The sequence below is a fragment of the Streptomyces sp. NPDC032091 genome (assembly GCF_055580265.1).
Genome location: NZ_JBVILR010000021.1, coordinates 144487 through 159470, shown reverse-complemented (window position 1 = coordinate 159470; position 14984 = coordinate 144487). Strand labels below are relative to the sequence as shown.

Here is a 14984-nt window from a genome sequence, read left to right as displayed (position 1 = left end):
CCCCCCCCCCCCCCCCCCCCCCCCCCCCCCCCCCCCCCCCCCCCCCCCCCCCCCCCCCCCCCCCCCCCCCCCCCTCCCCCCCCCCCCCCCCCCCCGCGGCGGCTGTGAGAGGGTCGGGCCCGGTTCGAGCAGAACAGGGCGGGAGATGGCATGGACAGCACGGCAGTGGTGCTGGTGGCGGACGACGACGCCGCCATCCGGCGGTCGCTGGAGCGCGGGCTGAGGCTGAGCGGCTTCACCGTCGTGCTCGCCGAGGACGGCCCCGGCACCCTCGCCCAGGTCGACGCCCGGCCCCCGGACGTCCTCGTCCTGGACGTGTCCATGCCCGGCCTGACCGGTACGGAGGTGTGCCGGAGCCTGCGCGCCCGGGGCGACGAGACCCCCGTCCTGATGCTGTCGGCGCTGGACGAACTCGCCGACCGGGTCGCCGGCCTCCAGGCGGGCGCCGACGACTACCTCGTCAAGCCCTTCGCCCTGGAGGAGCTGGTGCTGCGCCTGCACGCCCTGCTGCGGCGCAGCCCGGCGCGCGGCGGCCGCGACGTGCTGCGCGCCGGGCCGCTGGAGATGGACCAGGCGACCCGGCAGGTCCACCACGGCGGGGCCGAGGTCCACCTCACCCGGCGGGAGTTCGAGCTGCTGGCCGCCCTCGTGCGCAACGCGGGCCTCGTCCTGACCCGGGACCAGCTGCTGGACCGGGTGTGGGGCTACGACTTCGAGGTGCGCACGGACGCGGTCGACACCTTCGTCAGCTACCTGCGCCGCAAGCTGGAGGAGGGCGGACGGCCCCGGCTGATCCACACCGTGCGCGGCGTCGGATTCGTCCTGCGCGTGCCCGGCGCGGGGAGCGGGTCGTGAAGCTCGCCACCCGGATCGCCCTGTCGGTCACCGTGGTCATGCCGCTGCTGGTGCTGGCCGCGGGTCTGCTGGTGCTGGGACTCGTCGGCCGCGACCTGCGCGCGCAGCAGGACGGGCGGCTGCGCGACCGGGCCGCGGCGGTCCTGCCCGACGTACGGGCGCTGCTGGCCGCCGACCGCAGCGGCCGGCCGAAGGCGGAGCAGAACCAGCACCGCAAGGTGCTCGGCGACGCCCTCGACGCGGGCATCCGGGTGCGCGGCGCGGACGGGACGACCGTCCTGGAGGGCGGGCCGCAGCCCGAGGCGGCGGTGCGGCTGCCCGAGCGGACCCCGGACGGCCCGGTCACGGTCCGCGCCAAGGGCCACGCCTGGCGGGTGCTGAGCGTGCCCGTGGCGGGTGCCGCTCCCGGGAACCTGTGGGTCTACACACCGGCTTCGGCCGCCGACCCGCAGGTCGCCGCGGTACGGCGGCGGGTGCTGCTGGTGGCCCTGCTGGCCGCCCCGGTCTCCGGGCTCCTCGCGTACGGGCTGGCCGGCCGGGCGACCGCCTCGGTACGGCGGCTGAGCCGGCGGGCCGCCACGCTCGACCCGGCGGCCGGGGCCGCGGCCTTCGCCGGGCCGCCGGCGGGGATCGCCGAGGTGGACGAGCTGTCCGCGGCCATCGGCCAGCTCCTCACCCGCTACGACGAGCAGGCGGCGCGGACCGCGCAGGCGCTGGAGACCGCCCGTTCCTTCTCCTCCGCCGCCTCGCACGAGCTGCGCACACCGCTGATGAGCATGCAGACGGACCTGGACGTGCTCGCCGCCCACCCCGGTCTCTCCCCCGACGAACGGGCCGAGGTGGTGCGCGACCTGCGCGGTGACCACGCCCGGCTGCTCGAACTGCTCGGCGCGCTGCGGATGCTCGCGCTCGGCGACCTGGTGGAGGTCTCCGCCTTCTGCCCGCTCGACCTGTGCGAGCTGGTGGACGCGGCCGCCGGCGAGGCGACGCGCCGGCACCGCGAGGAGGGGCTGGAGCTGGACGTGGAACTGCCGGCGGAGCTGCGGGTGTTCGGCTGGGACCCCGGTCTGAAGATCATGCTGGCGAACCTGCTGCGCAACGCGGTGGTGCACGGCCGGCGGCCGGGCGAACCGCCCCGGGTCACGGTCCGGCTGCGCGCGCGGGGCGCGTTCGCCGTGCTGACCGTGGACGACAAGGGGCCGGGGGTGCCGCCGGCCGAGCGCGAGGCCGTCTTCCGCCGGTTCCACCACCGTCCCGGCAGTCCGGGCTCGGGCCTCGGGCTGACCCTGGTGGCCCAACAGGCCGCGCTGCACCGGGGCACGGTCACCCTCGGGGACGTGCCCGGCGGGACGGGCGCGCGCTTCGAGGTGCGGCTCCCGCTGGTCTCGGACGGGGAGCCGACGCTGCGCCTGCTGCCCGCACGGCGCGACTGGATCTCCCGGGGCGACGAGGGGTCACAAGGAATCCACAAAAAGGCTCCCTAGCGTCCTGTCCGGCAGGCGCGCCCACGCGCCGGCCCGTCGCACCGAAGGGGATACCACCATGCTCGCGAACCGTAGGACCGCCGCCGCGATCGGCGCCGTCGCCCTGGCCGGTGCGCTGCTGTCCGCCGGCCCCGCGCAGGCCGACAGCACCGCACCGGCCCCCGCCGCGTCGGCGAAGTCCGCGCCGAAGGGCGACGGCGCGAAGGCGATCTGCAAGCGCCTGCCGAAGACCGAGGCCCGGATCGGCGCCGCCCTCACCCGGCTGAACGGGGACGCCACCGTCGCGGGCTCCATCGCCCGGCTGGAGCAGCGCGTCACCGAGGCCAAGAACGCGGGCCACACCGAGATCCAGACCTACCTCTCCGACCGACTGGCGTTCCGCAAGAGCCTGGTGCCCACCCTGCAGAAGCGCCAGGCGGACCTGAAGTCCGTCTCCACCTGGTGCTCCGCGCAGGGGTCCAAGTGAGCTCCGCCCGCCGCGGCGCCGCCGCGCTCACCGCCCTGGCCGCCGCGGGGGTCCTGCTGCTGACCGGTTGCGGCGGCGGGGCGCAGTCCCACCCGAAGGCGGAGCAGTCGGCGGGCGCCGACGGCCGGGCCGCGGACATGCGGGCGAAGCTGGACGCCGCCGACGGTGCGACCGCCCAGGCGGACACGGACGCCGCCCAGAACAACTGACCGGTCACCGCTGCCGCGACGGCGGGGGCCCACCCGCGATTCCCGGGCGGGCCCCCGCCGTCGCCGTCCCCCGAAAGGGACCCAACGAGGGGGCCCACGGAGCGCCTGCGTGCCTCGCGCCGCCCCGTCCCCTTGCATGGGACGCCCGTCCCCCAAGGAACAGGCGGTTCCATGACGTCCGACCCCTTCGCCCGGCTCTCCCGCCGCGGCGTGTTCTCCGCCGCGCTCGCCCTCGGCTCCGCCGTCCTCCTGCCCGCCGCCACGGCCACCGCGGCCCGTGCGGCCGCCACCGGGGCCACCGGCACCGGAGGCCGGGACGGCGCCACGGCGCCCGCCATCACCGACTGCGCGGGCTGGGGCGCCCGCGAGGCGTCCGAGGACGTGGTGGTCCTCGACTCGCGCCCCGAGCGGATCATCGTCCACCACACGGCGTCGGCCAATGTGACCGACTACTCGCGGGAGCGGGCCCACGCGCTGGCCCGGGCGATCCAGACGTACCACATGGACGCGCAGGGCTGGATCGACACGGGCCAGCACTTCACCGTCAGCCGGGGGGCGTTCGTCCTGGAGGGTCGCCACCACAGCCTGGCGGCGCTGGACTCCGGGGACCGGCTGGTGCGGGGCGCCCACTGCGTGGGGCAGAACAGCGTGGCCATCGGCATCGAGAACGAGGGCACCTACACGACGGCGGAGCCTCCCGCCGCGCAGTTCTCCGCCCTCGCCGACCTGTGCGCCCACGTCTGCCGCCAGTACGACGTGCCGCCCTCCGAGATCTACGGGCACCGGGACTTCAACAGCACCGCCTGCCCCGGCGACCGGCTCTACGCGATGCTGCCGAAGCTGCGCCAGGAGGTGGCCCGGCGGCTGGGCGGCACCGAGGCGGTGCCGCTGCCGCGCTGGCCGGTGCACGCGTCCGCCGACTGGTCCTCGGACCCGGCCGCCCTCACCGGCTCCCTCGCGGAGTACCTGCCGCGGGGCCTGCTCGACCCGGTGCGGACCCGCTGACACGGCGGCCGGCCGCGCCCTCCCGCGTCCGTCGTCCACGCCGATTCGATTCCCGTTCGAGGGGTTCTCGCTCGCCCGGTGGGAACGTCGTGGCACCAGGCTCCGCTGGGGACGAAAGGAAACGGGAATGACCAAGTCAGGGCGCAGGTTCGGCATCGCCGCTGTGGTGGCCGCGCTGGTGGCAGTGATGATCACCGTCGTGGGGCCGCAGGGGGCCAGTGCGCAGGACCAGGCGCGCCGCGGCGGCTGGGACCACTTCGGTTTCGGGGTGCCGTGGGAGAACTCCTACGGGTACTCGCAGGCGATCAGGGCCGGTGACACGGTCTACATCTCGGGTCAGCTGTCGCACGACGCGGCCGGGAACCTGGTGGGCGTCGGCGACTTCGAGAAGCAGGTGCGCACCTCGTTCGACAACATGGACAAGGTCCTCGCGCACTACAAGATCCCGCGCAGCCAGATCGTCAGCATGAAGATCTACACGAAGGACCTGCGCAAGAACTTCGACACGGCCGCGCGCCTGCACAAGGAGTACGTCGGCAACCACCGCACGACGGACACCATCCTGGGCGTCAGCGACCTGGCCTTCCCCGACCAGCTGGTGGAGATCGAGGCCGTCGCGCTGGTCAAGCCGCGCTCCTGACCGAGCCGGCCGCGCGGACGCTTCGGCCGGGACCCGTTCCACGGGGTCCCGGCCGGTCGTGCGTGCGGGGCCCGGCCGCCGCGCGTGGGCGGACGCCCTACGTGCGGGCCGGGGCGGGGTCGGTCTCGTTCAGCTCGGCGATCAGGGCGTTGCGGCCGACCAGCATCTCCGTGAGGATCCTGCGCGCCGCGCGCAGGAGTTCGGCGACGTCGCCGCCGGCGAGGGCGTAGGTGACGGTCGAGCCCTCGCGGGTGGAGACGACGATGCCCGACCGGCGCAGGACGCCCAGCTGCTGCGACAGGTTGGAGGCCTCGACGTCGATCTCGGCCAGCAGGTCCCGCACGGGCATCGGGCCGTCCTGGAGGAGCTCCAGCACGCGGATGCGCACCGGGTGGCCGAGCATCCGGAAGAACTCGGCCTTGGCCTGGTACAGCGGGACCTGCATTCCCACGACGCTCCTGTTCCTCCTCGGACCGGCTCCGGTCGGGGCGGGACCTCCACCTCACCCATCGTCGCGTCCCGTCGGCCCACGCGGAACCGATGTTGACCTGTTTCACATGTTCCGAGTTGAAGACTTCTTCAACTCGTGGGCGTGCGTGGGCCCGTCGGACGCCACCGTCAGACCTCCAGATCGCCTTCGATCCGGTTGAGCTGGTGGCGGGCCATCGCCAGGTTGGACCTGCCGCGGTCCAGGACGAGGTAGAGGAAGAGACCGCCGCCGGAACGGCCGCGCCGGATCCGGATCAGGTGGTACTGGCTGCCGAGGGTGATCAGCAGGTCCTCGATCTCGTCCTGGATGCCGAGCATCTCCATGGTCCGCAGCTTGGCCCGGATGACGTCGGTGTTCCCGGCGGCCGCCACCATCAGGTCCAGGTCCTTGCCGCCGCCGAGGGTGCCGAGGGCCATCCCGCTGGCGTAGTCCACCAGCGCCACTCCCAGGGCCCCCTCGATCGAGGTCATCGCTTCCTTCAGCGAGACTTCCACATTCGCCATGGCTGTCCTCCGTCGGTGTCGTGTGCCGGGAGCGGCACGGATCTTCCGTGGTTCCCGTGACGGGACGCTACCGATCACACGGCTCCGTACGGCCGGATCCGGGGAATTGGCCTGATTACGACCTGTCACGCGCCGTGCGCGGCGGGCTCCCGCAGATGTGCGGCCGCCGTGCGCCAGGCGTCGGTCACGGCGGTGTGCGCCTGGAGCGTGCGGGTGGCGGTGTCGCCGGTCAGGTCCAGCGGGCGTCCGACGTGGACGTGCAGCCGGGGGCGCCGCAGTGGGGCGGTGAGGACGCCGGCCGCCTGCTTGGCGGGACCGCCGGAGCTCACCCGCCGGGCCCCGGCCTGGCCGACGGGGACCACGGGCGCACCGGTGCGCGCGACGAGCCGGGCGAGCCCGCTGCGGAAGGGCAGGGGCGCCGCTTCGGCGGCGTCGCGGCGCGAGGGGATGCCGCCCTCGGCGTACAGGAGCACCGAACGGCCGGCCGCGAGCGCGGACGCCGCGTGGTCGAGGGCCTCGGCGGCCCGCCGGTCGCCGCGGTGGACGGGGATGTGGCCCTCGCGGACGAGCAGACGGCCCAGGACCGGGGTGCGCCAGAGGCCGGCGGCGGCCATGACGACGGGCTCGACACCACAGCGGCGCAGGGCCGCGAGGACCACGGCGGGGTCGGCGAGGGAGGTGTGGTTGGCGACGATGACGCTGCCGGGTGCGAGGCGCGCGTCGGGCGCGGTGGTGACGCGGACCCGTCCGAGGACGGGGACCAGGAGGTGGGCGAGGCGGCTGAGCATGGTGTTCTTCCCCGTTCACGGCGACTGCGGCGACGACTGCCCCCAGCGTGGACGCCCCCCGCCCGGCCCGCCTGAGTCGTCCTACTCAGACCCGCCGGCCGCGCTACCCAGACCGGTCACGGCGACGCCCGCCCCGCGGTGCGCGGGACGGGCGTGGGCGCGACCGGACGCGGTGTCAGGAGACGCGCTTGAGGGTCCAGGCGTTGTTGCTGAACCCGGAGTTCGGGAACGCGACGCAGGAGCCGGAGTAGTACGAGCTGGTCTGGACCCAGCCGGCGGGGTAGTACGTGGAGCCGCAGGCCTGGACCACGGTGCCTATGGGCAGACCGGTGAGCTGCTTGATCTGCTTGATGTTCGGCGAGAAGCTCTGGGTGCCGCAGCTGTTGCTGTAGCCCCAGCTGACGTCGACGTAGCCGGCCGGGGTGGCGGTGCTGGCGCAGGTGGTCGTCACGTCGCCGGGGGCGGCCTGGGCGGGCGCGGCGGCGAGGGCGAACGCCGCGGCGGCACCGGCGAGGGTCATGGCGGTGCGCAAACGGGTCATGGCGGGCTCCTTGGACGCGAAAGAGGCGAACGGGATAGGGCAGCCCATTCCTACGGCCTGGCCGCGCACCGTGACAGCCGGTTTCCGGCCTGAATGATCACGCCACACCGCCGCGGCGACGCGCCGCCGTGCGTCAGGCGGGTTCGCCGTCGGCGGCCTGCTGTCCCTGGGCCCGTTTGGCGACGACGGCGGCCGCGGCGACGGCCGTCGCACCGAAGGCCAGCGCCAGCATCCACGGCTGGTCGAAGGTGTGGCCGGTGGCGTGGTCGAGCGAGTAGCGGCCCGCGCCCGCGAGGCCGATGGCGGCCGCGGTGAACCCCAGGAACGCCGGGTACTCGTAGCCCCCGGCCTGGGCGAAGAACCCGGCCGGGGCGTGGACGGACACCGCGCCCGCCATGGCGCCCGCGGCCGCGGCGCCCGCGGCCGGGGTGGCCAGGCCCAGGAGCAGCAGGGCCCCGCCGCCGGTCTCGCCGAGCCCCGCGGCCAGGGCGCTGTGCCGGCCGGGGGTGAAGCCCATGTGCTCCATCGCGGCGGCGGTCTTGTCCAGGCCCCCGCCGCCGAACCAGCCGAACAGCTTCTGCGTGCCGTGGGCCATGAGCACGGCCCCGGTTCCGGCACGGAGGGCCAGCAGCGCGAGGTCGCGGCGGTTGATGCAGCTCATCGGGGTCTCCCTGGGGACGGGGGCGGGTACCGGGGACATCCGTATCCCGTCGGGGCGGCGAAGCCCCGCGCCCGGGGATTCGTCCGCCGAACGGACGAGCCCCGGTGGCGGATCGGGACGGCCCCGGGGGGTCGGGTGGCCGAAATTGCGTGGTCATGTCACCGATCGGTGACGGCGTCGTCCTGGAACGGAGACGCCGCGGGCCACGGACCCACGGCTCCCTCATAGTGATCATGTGGACGGCGAGGGGCCCACCGCTCCGGCCGCGGCCACGCATCACCGACCGACGCACCACCGACCTCCAAGGGGCTCCGTTCATGTCCGGCAACCGCCGCAAGGCCTTCCTCGTCTCCGCAGTCCTCGTCGGCGGCGCCGTGCTGTTGACGGCGTGCCAGGACTCCGACGCGGCCAAGGACACCGGCGCGCAGGGCGGCGCCTCCTCCGCCGCACCGTCCGCCTCCGCGACGTCGGGCGGCCGGCCGGCCGACGGGAACGGAGCCGGTGCGGCCAAGCCGTCCCCGGGCAAGGCCGGCTCCGGCGCCGACACCGGCAGCGGCGGACGCAAGCCCGTCGAGCAGACCTGCGGCGCCAACGACATCGCCTGGAGCGCCAAGTCCGAGACCCAGGCGGGCGGATACTTCCTGATCACCGCGAAGGCCAAGCCCGGGATCACCTGCTGGCTGCCCGCGGCGCTGCCCACCGTGGCGTTCGGCTCGGACGGCACCCAGGCCGGCCCCGCGGAGCACTCCGCGGTGCAGCGGATCCAGCTGGGCGGGAGCACCGCCGCCTACGCCGGGGTGAACCCGAAGACCAAGAACGCCGACGGCGGCAAGGAGCTGGACAGCCTCATCGTCGCCGTCGGCAACGGCGACCCGAACCCGGTCTCCCTTCCGGTCGGCACCTTCACGGTCGCCCACCCGGTCGTCACCAACTGGCACACCTCCCCGAAGGACGCCGTCCCCCTGCCCTGACGGCCCCCCTCACCCGGCGGGCGGCGTCGCGCCGGGCGGGGTGCGCAGGGCCGAGCGGTGCTCGCCCCACGCCGTACGGATGTGCGCGGCGAGGCGGTCCTCCAGCAGGAGGGTCGCCGCGCAGCCGAAGGCGATGTCGGGCTCCAGGTCCGGCTCGTCGGCGAGCAGGCCTCCGATGACCTCGTGGCGCACGACCTGCTCGTGGACGGCGTCGGCCTCGACGTGCTCGGTGTAGAAGCGCTCGGCCGCGGGTCCCGCGCCGCACCGGCGCATGGCCCGGGCGAGGCGCCGGGAGCCGGGCGAGGAGGTGACCTCCACGCAGGCGAAGTGCCCGACCAGGGCACCGCGCAGGGAGCGGTGGAGGCCGAGCAGGGACATCAGGTTGACCGTGGCGAGCAGGGGTGCGGGAGCCCGGTCCAGGTAGTGGCCGTAGGAGGTGTCCAGGCCGAGGTCGGCCATCAGGTCGGCGAAGAGGCGGGCGTGGATCCGGTCGGGGTGGCCGGCGCCGAACTCGTCGTACTCGATGGCGACCATGGCGGCCTTGGCCCGGCCGCGCAGCCGCGGGATCACCCAGGCGTGCGGGTCGGCCTCCTTCAGGTGGTACAGGGAGCGCAGAGCCGCGTACTCGCGCAGCTGCCAGGGCTCGCCCGCCGTCTCCAGGTGGTGGCCGATGCTTCCGCTCGGGTCCGCCGGTTCGACGAGGAGGGGGTCGAAGGCCTCCCGCACCGTGCGCGGGGCGCCGGCCGTCGCTTCGCGCAGGGCCCGCAGGAACCGGTCCTCCAGGGCCGCGCGCAGCCGCAGCAGGGACGGGTCCCATTCGAGGTCCTCGTCCACACCGGCGAAGCCGCGGTAGTGGAGCTCGTAGAGCAGGTAGAGGGCGAGGTGCAGGTCCTCGCCCCACGGGTCGGCCTGCGCGGCCCCGGCGGGGTCCGGGTGCGGGAGCCCGCCGCCGCGCAGGGCGGCCACCACGGCACGGGACAGCGGGCCGCGCCCCTCGACCAGTGCGGGGCCGGTGGCGGCTGCTGTGTCTGTGGTGCTGGCTGTGGTGGCTGTGGTCATCGTTCACTCCCGTCGTCGGCTTCCCCTGCTCCGTCAGCCTCGCGGGCGTCGGGGGGCGGCGGCGCGGCGCGCTCGCGTGCACGGTGGCTGGTGTCGCACCAGGGATACGTACGACTGCGGCGGCAGGTGCAGACGGCGACCATGAACCGGTCCGACCGGACGGTGGTCCCGTCGTCCAGGGTGATCTCCACCGGTCCCTCGACCAGGACCGGGCCGCGGCGCTCCACGCTCACCCGCCGGGGCGGGGGCCCCTGCACGGTCGGCGGGGCCGTGGGCCGGCCGGCTGCGGGTTCAGGGGTGCTGGGCACGGACCACCACCAGTTCCTCCTGGTCCTCGCCGTCCCCGGCCAGGCCCTGCTCGCGCAGCCACGCCGCACGGGACCGCAGCACCGGCCCCCAGGGGATCAGGGTGCGTTCGGTGACGCGGGCGGACAGGCCCTGCCGGTCCAGGAGGGTGAGGGTCTTCTGCGCCCCGCACATGCCCGAGTGGACCATCAGGAGGACTCCGCCGGGGCGCAGCAGGCCCGGGGCGGCCGCGCAGATCCTGTCGATGACGGCGCGGCCCTCGCGGCCTGCCTCCCAGGCGCGCCGGGCTCCGGCCGTGGGGAGCCGGGTGTCGGGGCCGGGCACATAGGGCGGGTTGGCGAGGACGAGGTCGAAGCGCCGGCCGCGGGTCCGGTCGGCGAAGTCACCGTGCAGGACGCGCAGCCGCAGGCGCTGGCGCCATCCGTTGAGGCGGGCGGCCAGCACCGCCGGCCACGCCACGTCGACGGCGGTGACGTCGGCGCCGCGGGCCGCCGCGCGCAGGGCGAGCGCCCCGGTGCCCGTCCCGATCTCGACGACCTGGGCGCCGGGGCGCAGGGGCTCCCGGGCGAGGGCGTCGGCGAGGAGCAGGGTGTCCGCCTGAGGGCGGTAGACCCCGGGCAGGGCGATCAGGCGCGGCAGGGGGTCGGTGTACGTCAAGGCGGTGCTGGGCACGTGGATCTCCTGGTCGGACGGGTGTCACGGTTCCGCGCGGGACGGCGGGGGCGATCTGGTGGACGCCTACCCGCGATCCCGCGCCGTGCACCTCCGGCCTCAGATCCGGTCACGCGTCTCGTCCACCACGGGAAGGGCGGCGGCACGGCGGCGGCGCAGGACGCTGCTGTAGACGCCGAGCCCCAGGAGCCCTCCGATCATCATGATCACGCCCACGACGTCGAGGTTGACGCCGTTCATGTGCCAGTCGCTCGCGAAGGTGAGGATGGCCCCCACCACGATCAAAGTGATGCAACCGCCTATGCCGGCCATGGATGTTGCCTCCTCGTCGGGCGTCATGGTCTGTCCGTGACCGCGCGGTTACCCGCCCTTCCGGAGGCGAAACGGCGGTCCGGGGAATCCGGGCGGAGGCCGTCTGAGGCCTGGGCGGGCGCATGTCAGCGGACCACAGCGGGCAGAGGCGGCGTGCGCGACCTTCACGGAACCTCGATCCCTCGAACCCTTGGTCCCTCGAACCTCACGGAAGGGGTGGACGATGACGGCACCCTCCCCCGGCGGCACCGTGGCGGGCCGGACGCACGCGGCGGTGGCCGCGGCCGCCCGGTGCGGGCTGGCCACGCGCGGCGTGCTGTACGTGGTGGTGGGCGTGCTCGCGCTGCGGATCGCGTTCGGGCGTCCGCAGCGGGCGGCCGACCGTACGGGCGCGCTGGCCGAGCTCGCCGGCCACCCGTTCGGGCGCGTGCTCGTGTGGGCGGTCGGCGTCGGCCTGGTGGCGATGGCGCTGTGGCGGCTCTCGGAGGCCGTCTTCGGTGCGGCCGGACCCGACGGGCGCAAGCTCACCAAGCGTGTCGCGGCCGTCGCCCGGACCGGCTTCTACGCGGTGGCCGCCTTCTCGGCGCTGTCGTTCGCCGCGGGCCGGGGCGGGGGGCGCTCCGGGGACGAGCAGTCGCGGGACGTCACGGCCCGGGTGCTGGCGGCGGCCCCGGCCGGCCAGTGGCTGGTGGCGGCCGCCGGCGTCGCCGTGGCCGTCGGCGGGCTCGTCATCGCCGTGGGGGCGGCGCGGCTCACGTTCCGCAAGGAGCTGGACACCGGCCGCCTGCCCCGGGCCGGCCGCCGCGCCGTGGACGCGCTCGGCGTGGTGGGCGGGCTGGCGCGCGGGGCCGTGTTCACCGCCGCCGGGGCGTTCCTCGTCCACGCGGCCGTCTCCTACGACCCCGGGAAGGCCAAGGGGGTCGACGACACCCTCCGGGCGTTCGCGCAGACCCCCGCCGGGCCGTGGCTGCTGGTCGCCGTGGCGACGGGGCTGCTGCTGTTCGGTGTCTTCTCGTGCGCCATGGCCACCTGGCGCCGGCTCTGAGGGGCGTCCGCCGGGAATGGGAATGCCTTCCCTTGGTCCGGACGTGAAAGATCACGGGCACGCATTCGGTGGAATGGGGTGGAATTCACGGGTCCGGCCGTCGTACGCGGCATTGCCATGCGTGTTCCCGTGGCTCTGAAGCCCGCGGTGCGCGACCATTACCGACGCCGAGACGGCTAGACCGAGACAGGAAGAAGGACGGACGTGTCCGGTAGCGAAAGCGAGAACCCGGTAATCCCCTCCCCGGCTCCCGCGGCGACTCCGCCGAGGACGAACCGGGACTGGTGGCCGAATCAGCTGGACCTTCAGGTTCTCCACCAGAATTCTCCCCTCGCCGACCCGATGGACGAGGACTTCGACTACGCCGAGGAGTTCGCGGGCCTCGACGTCGACGCGCTGAAACGGGACGTCTTCGAGGTGATGACCACCTCGCAGGACTGGTGGCCCGCCGACTACGGCCACTACGGGCCGCTCTTCATCCGGATGAGCTGGCACGCCGCGGGTACGTACCGGATCGCCGACGGCCGCGGCGGCGGCGGGGAGGGCGCGCAGCGGTTCGCGCCTTTGAACAGCTGGCCGGACAATGCGAGCCTCGACAAGGCGCGGCGGCTTCTCTGGCCGGTCAAGCGGAAGTACGGGCGGAAGATCTCGTGGGCGGATCTGCTCGTCTTCACGGGTAACTGCGCGCTGGAATCCATGGGCTTCAAGACGTTCGGATTCGGCTTCGGCCGGGAGGACGTATGGGAGCCCGAGGAGATTTTCTGGGGGCCGGAGGACACCTGGCTCGGGGACGAGCGGTACAGCGGCGACAGACAACTCGCCGGGCCTTTCGGCGCCGTCCAGATGGGCCTCATCTACGTGAATCCGGAAGGGCCCAACGGAAACCCGGACCCGCTGGCCGCGGCCCGTGACATCCGTGAGACGTTCGCCCGGATGGCGATGGACGACACCGAGACGGCCGCGCTGATCATCGGTGGCCACACGTTCGGCAAATGCCACGGGGCGGTGAGTTCCGAGTACATCGGCCCCGAGCCCGAGGCCGCCCCGCTGGAGCAGCAGGGCCTCGGCTGGCGGAACACCTTCGGCACCGGAGCGGGCGTGCACACGCTCACCAGCGGGCTGGAGGGCGCGTGGACCACCCAGCCGACGAAGTGGGACAACGGCTACCTGGACAACCTGTTCCGGTACGACTGGGAGCTGACGACGAGCCCGGCCGGCGCGCAGCAGTGGACGCCGAAGGATCCCGCGGCGCGGGACACCGTCCCCGACGCCCACGATCCGTCGAGGCGTCACGCCCCCATGATGCTGACGACGGACCTCGCGCTGAAGCTGGACCCGGTCTACGGTCCGATCGCACGCCGCTTCCACGAGAACCCGGACGAGCTGGCCGACGCCTTCGCCCGGGCCTGGTACAAGCTCCTGCACCGCGACATGGGGCCCGTCACCCGCTATCTCGGCCCCTGGGTGCCCGCGCCGCAGCTGTGGCAGGACCCCGTCCCCGAGGTCGACCACGAGCTGGTCACGGACGAGGACGTCACCGCCCTCAAGGCGCAGGTCCTCGCCTCGGGCCTGTCCGTCCCCCAGCTGGTCGCCACGGCGTGGGCGTCGGCGGCGACGTTCCGCGGCACCGACAAGCGCGGCGGGGCCAACGGGGCGCGGATCCGGCTCGCACCGCAGCGCGGCTGGGAGGTGAACAACACGCCCGAGGTGTCCGAGGTGCTGGAGACGCTGGAGCGGATCCGGCAGGAGTTCGACGGCGCGCAGTCGGGCGGCAAGCGGATCTCGCTCGCCGACCTGATCGTGCTGGGCGGGTGCGCGGCCGTCGAGCGGGCGGCGGCCGACGCCGGGCACACGATCACCGTTCCGTTCGCCCCCGGGCGCACGGACGCCTCCCAGGAGCAGACGGACGTGGAGTCGTTCGCGGTGCTGGAGCCGCGGGCGGACGGGTTCCGCAATTACCTGCGGGCCGGGGAGAAGCCGGCGGCCGAGACGCTGCTGCTGGACCGGGCGAACCTGCTGACGCTGACGGCTCCGGAGATGACCGTCCTGGTCGGCGGCATGCGCGCCCTGAACGCCAACGTCGGGCAGTCCCCGCACGGCGTGTTCACCGACCGGCCGGGGACGCTGACCCCCGACTTCTTCGTCAACCTGCTCGACATGGGCACGGAGTGGAAGGCGTCGGCCACGGCCGAGGGCGAGTTCGAGGGGCGGGACCGGACGACGGGCGCGGTCAAGTGGACCGCGACGGCCGTCGACCTGGTCTTCGGCTCGAACTCCCAGCTCCGGGCGCTGGCGGAGGTCTACGCCTGCGATGATGCGCGGGAGAAGTTCGTACGGGACTTCGTGGCCGCCTGGAACAAGGTCATGAACCTCGACCGGTTCGACCTGGCCCGAGCCGGCCGGGCGGACAAGGTCTAGGCCTCGGCGGCGGGCCGCCACTCCTGGACGAGGAGTCCGAGCAGCACCTCGTCCAGGAACCGGCCCATCACCCAGGCCGAGGAGCGCAGCACGCCCTCGCGGACGAATCCGTTGCGCTCGGCGGCGCGCAGCATCGCGTCGTTGTCGGCGAGCGTCTCGATCTGGAGCCGCCGGAAGCCCCGCACGGTGAAGCCGTAGTGGCAGAGCACGGCGACCACGTCGGTGCCGTAGCCCTTGCCGCGCGCGGACGGCAGCAGCCCCAGACCGATGTGCGCGAGCCGGTTGTGGTTGTCGATGCCCCACAGGGTCGCGGTGCCGATCAGCGTCCCGCCGTCCAGCTCCACGACGGAGAACTGGACGCTGCGCTCCTGCTTCTCGTCCACGACGAGCCTCGGGTCCTGCGAGCCGGGGGTGACCGGCCGCCACGGCCCGGCCTCGGAGCGGGAGGAGTTGACCACGTCGTCGTAGAGTTCGGCCCGCAGGACCGGGATGTCGTCCTCGTGGCGGGCCCGCAGCCCGACCTTGTCGCCTCTCAGCATGCGAGCTTCCTATCCGGCGC

General features: G+C 74.3%; 19 protein-coding genes. 9 read left to right on the top strand and 10 right to left on the bottom strand.

From position 1 onward, the window contains the following. The first annotated feature begins 150 nt into the window (after nt 1–150). The 6 genes from ACZ5NJ_RS29280 (at nt 151) to ACZ5NJ_RS29255 (ending at nt 4659) form a co-directional block, all read left to right on the top strand. Nucleotides 151–855, top strand: a complete 705-nt coding sequence (locus ACZ5NJ_RS29280) for a response regulator transcription factor (protein WP_468768641.1) — start codon at nt 151–153, stop codon at nt 853–855. After that, on the top strand, nt 852–2339 hold the full coding sequence (locus ACZ5NJ_RS29275; protein ID WP_468768639.1) for a sensor histidine kinase: 1488 nt from the start codon (nt 852–854) through the stop codon (nt 2337–2339). Before ACZ5NJ_RS29280 ends, ACZ5NJ_RS29275 begins: the two co-directional genes overlap by 4 nt. 58 nt (nt 2340–2397) lie before the next feature. Beyond that, the gene (locus tag ACZ5NJ_RS29270) at nt 2398–2805 is read left to right on the top strand and encodes a hypothetical protein (RefSeq protein ID WP_468768638.1); all 408 of its coding nucleotides are present in this window, start codon (nt 2398–2400) and stop codon (nt 2803–2805) included. Beyond that, nucleotides 2802–3014 (top strand): hypothetical protein, encoded by a 213-nt coding sequence (locus tag ACZ5NJ_RS29265; protein WP_468768636.1) that lies wholly within the window; start codon nt 2802–2804, stop codon nt 3012–3014. The genes ACZ5NJ_RS29270 and ACZ5NJ_RS29265 overlap by 4 nt, the downstream gene beginning before the upstream one ends. A gap of 171 nt (nt 3015–3185) precedes the next feature. Next, entirely contained in the window at nt 3186–4019 is an 834-nt protein-coding gene (locus ACZ5NJ_RS29260; RefSeq protein WP_468768635.1) for a peptidoglycan recognition protein family protein, read from the top strand. A gap of 127 nt (nt 4020–4146) precedes the next feature. Continuing rightward, a complete protein-coding gene (locus ACZ5NJ_RS29255; protein WP_468768633.1) occupies nt 4147–4659 on the top strand; it encodes a RidA family protein in 513 nt (170 codons plus the stop codon). 97 nt (nt 4660–4756) lie between these two features. On the opposite strand, the gene ACZ5NJ_RS29250 is transcribed toward ACZ5NJ_RS29255, so the two are convergent. From ACZ5NJ_RS29250 to ACZ5NJ_RS29230, 5 genes are all read right to left on the bottom strand, one after another. After that, nucleotides 4757–5104 carry an ArsR/SmtB family transcription factor gene (locus ACZ5NJ_RS29250; protein ID WP_468768629.1) on the bottom strand — a complete coding sequence of 116 codons (348 nt, stop codon included), beginning with the start codon at nt 5102–5104 and terminating at the stop codon, nt 4757–4759. 173 nt (nt 5105–5277) lie between these two features. Then, nucleotides 5278–5652, bottom strand: a complete 375-nt coding sequence (locus tag ACZ5NJ_RS29245) for a hypothetical protein (RefSeq protein WP_468768628.1) — start codon at nt 5650–5652, stop codon at nt 5278–5280. 125 nt (nt 5653–5777) lie between these two features. Next, entirely contained in the window at nt 5778–6440 is a 663-nt protein-coding gene (locus tag ACZ5NJ_RS29240; protein WP_468768626.1) for a lysophospholipid acyltransferase family protein, read from the bottom strand. A 175-nt stretch (nt 6441–6615) separates the two neighbouring features. Then, nucleotides 6616–6981: a hypothetical protein gene (locus ACZ5NJ_RS29235; RefSeq protein WP_468768624.1), complete on the bottom strand. Its 366-nt coding sequence runs from the start codon at nt 6979–6981 to the stop codon at nt 6616–6618. A 133-nt stretch (nt 6982–7114) separates the two neighbouring features. After that, the gene (locus ACZ5NJ_RS29230) at nt 7115–7642 is read right to left on the bottom strand and encodes a DoxX family membrane protein (protein WP_468768623.1); all 528 of its coding nucleotides are present in this window, start codon (nt 7640–7642) and stop codon (nt 7115–7117) included. A 317-nt stretch (nt 7643–7959) separates the two neighbouring features. On the opposite strand from ACZ5NJ_RS29230, the gene ACZ5NJ_RS29225 reads away from it, so the two are divergent. After that, nucleotides 7960–8613: a DUF4232 domain-containing protein gene (locus ACZ5NJ_RS29225; RefSeq protein ID WP_468768620.1), complete on the top strand. Its 654-nt coding sequence runs from the start codon at nt 7960–7962 to the stop codon at nt 8611–8613. Between the two features lie 9 nt (nt 8614–8622). Here ACZ5NJ_RS29225 and ACZ5NJ_RS29220 read toward each other — a convergent pair whose 3' ends face one another. The 4 genes from ACZ5NJ_RS29220 to ACZ5NJ_RS29205 form a co-directional block, all read right to left on the bottom strand. Continuing rightward, complete coding sequence (locus ACZ5NJ_RS29220; protein WP_468768618.1) at nt 8623–9672, bottom strand: iron-containing redox enzyme family protein; 1050 nt, start codon at nt 9670–9672, stop codon at nt 8623–8625. Beyond that, nucleotides 9669–9929: a CDGSH iron-sulfur domain-containing protein gene (locus ACZ5NJ_RS29215; RefSeq protein WP_468768657.1), complete on the bottom strand. Its 261-nt coding sequence runs from the start codon at nt 9927–9929 to the stop codon at nt 9669–9671. The genes ACZ5NJ_RS29220 and ACZ5NJ_RS29215 overlap by 4 nt, the downstream gene beginning before the upstream one ends. Nucleotides 9930–9963: 34 nt before the next feature. After that, complete coding sequence (locus ACZ5NJ_RS29210) at nt 9964–10650, bottom strand: HemK2/MTQ2 family protein methyltransferase (RefSeq protein ID WP_468768616.1); 687 nt, start codon at nt 10648–10650, stop codon at nt 9964–9966. 99 nt (nt 10651–10749) lie between these two features. Continuing rightward, nucleotides 10750–10962, bottom strand: coding sequence for a hypothetical protein (locus ACZ5NJ_RS29205; RefSeq protein WP_468768615.1), 213 nt, complete (start codon nt 10960–10962; stop codon nt 10750–10752). Between the two features lie 223 nt (nt 10963–11185). Between ACZ5NJ_RS29205 and ACZ5NJ_RS29200 the strand changes: the two genes are divergently transcribed. Beyond that, nucleotides 11186–12007: a DUF1206 domain-containing protein gene (locus ACZ5NJ_RS29200; protein WP_468768614.1), complete on the top strand. Its 822-nt coding sequence runs from the start codon at nt 11186–11188 to the stop codon at nt 12005–12007. Nucleotides 12008–12211: 204 nt separating this feature from the next. Beyond that, nucleotides 12212–14425, top strand: a complete 2214-nt coding sequence (katG, locus tag ACZ5NJ_RS29195) for a catalase/peroxidase HPI (protein WP_468768612.1) — start codon at nt 12212–12214, stop codon at nt 14423–14425. Here the strand turns inward: katG and ACZ5NJ_RS29190 are convergent. Further along, complete coding sequence (locus tag ACZ5NJ_RS29190) at nt 14422–14964, bottom strand: GNAT family N-acetyltransferase (RefSeq protein WP_468768611.1); 543 nt, start codon at nt 14962–14964, stop codon at nt 14422–14424. The two genes, katG and ACZ5NJ_RS29190, sit on opposite strands and share 4 nt — an antisense overlap. Between the last annotated feature and the right edge of the window lie 20 nt (nt 14965–14984).

Excerpts from the sequence above, each read along its gene's own strand:
- ACZ5NJ_RS29280 (WP_468768641.1), top strand. The coding sequence starts at position 151 with ATGGACAGCACGGCAGTGGTGCTGGTGGCGGACGACGACGCCGCCATC.
- ACZ5NJ_RS29270 (WP_468768638.1), top strand. The coding sequence starts at position 2,398 with ATGCTCGCGAACCGTAGGACCGCCGCCGCGATCGGCGCCGTCGCCCTG.
- ACZ5NJ_RS29260 (WP_468768635.1), top strand. The coding sequence starts at position 3,186 with ATGACGTCCGACCCCTTCGCCCGGCTCTCCCGCCGCGGCGTGTTCTCC.
- ACZ5NJ_RS29255 (WP_468768633.1), top strand. The coding sequence starts at position 4,147 with ATGACCAAGTCAGGGCGCAGGTTCGGCATCGCCGCTGTGGTGGCCGCG.
- ACZ5NJ_RS29250 (WP_468768629.1), bottom strand. The coding sequence starts at position 5,104 with ATGCAGGTCCCGCTGTACCAGGCCAAGGCCGAGTTCTTCCGGATGCTC.
- ACZ5NJ_RS29245 (WP_468768628.1), bottom strand. The coding sequence starts at position 5,652 with ATGGCGAATGTGGAAGTCTCGCTGAAGGAAGCGATGACCTCGATCGAG.
- ACZ5NJ_RS29240 (WP_468768626.1), bottom strand. The coding sequence starts at position 6,440 with ATGCTCAGCCGCCTCGCCCACCTCCTGGTCCCCGTCCTCGGACGGGTC.
- ACZ5NJ_RS29235 (WP_468768624.1), bottom strand. The coding sequence starts at position 6,981 with ATGACCCGTTTGCGCACCGCCATGACCCTCGCCGGTGCCGCCGCGGCG.
- ACZ5NJ_RS29230 (WP_468768623.1), bottom strand. The coding sequence starts at position 7,642 with ATGAGCTGCATCAACCGCCGCGACCTCGCGCTGCTGGCCCTCCGTGCC.
- ACZ5NJ_RS29225 (WP_468768620.1), top strand. The coding sequence starts at position 7,960 with ATGTCCGGCAACCGCCGCAAGGCCTTCCTCGTCTCCGCAGTCCTCGTC.
- ACZ5NJ_RS29220 (WP_468768618.1), bottom strand. The coding sequence starts at position 9,672 with ATGACCACAGCCACCACAGCCAGCACCACAGACACAGCAGCCGCCACC.
- ACZ5NJ_RS29205 (WP_468768615.1), bottom strand. The coding sequence starts at position 10,962 with ATGGCCGGCATAGGCGGTTGCATCACTTTGATCGTGGTGGGGGCCATC.
- ACZ5NJ_RS29200 (WP_468768614.1), top strand. The coding sequence starts at position 11,186 with ATGACGGCACCCTCCCCCGGCGGCACCGTGGCGGGCCGGACGCACGCG.
- ACZ5NJ_RS29190 (WP_468768611.1), bottom strand. The coding sequence starts at position 14,964 with ATGCTGAGAGGCGACAAGGTCGGGCTGCGGGCCCGCCACGAGGACGAC.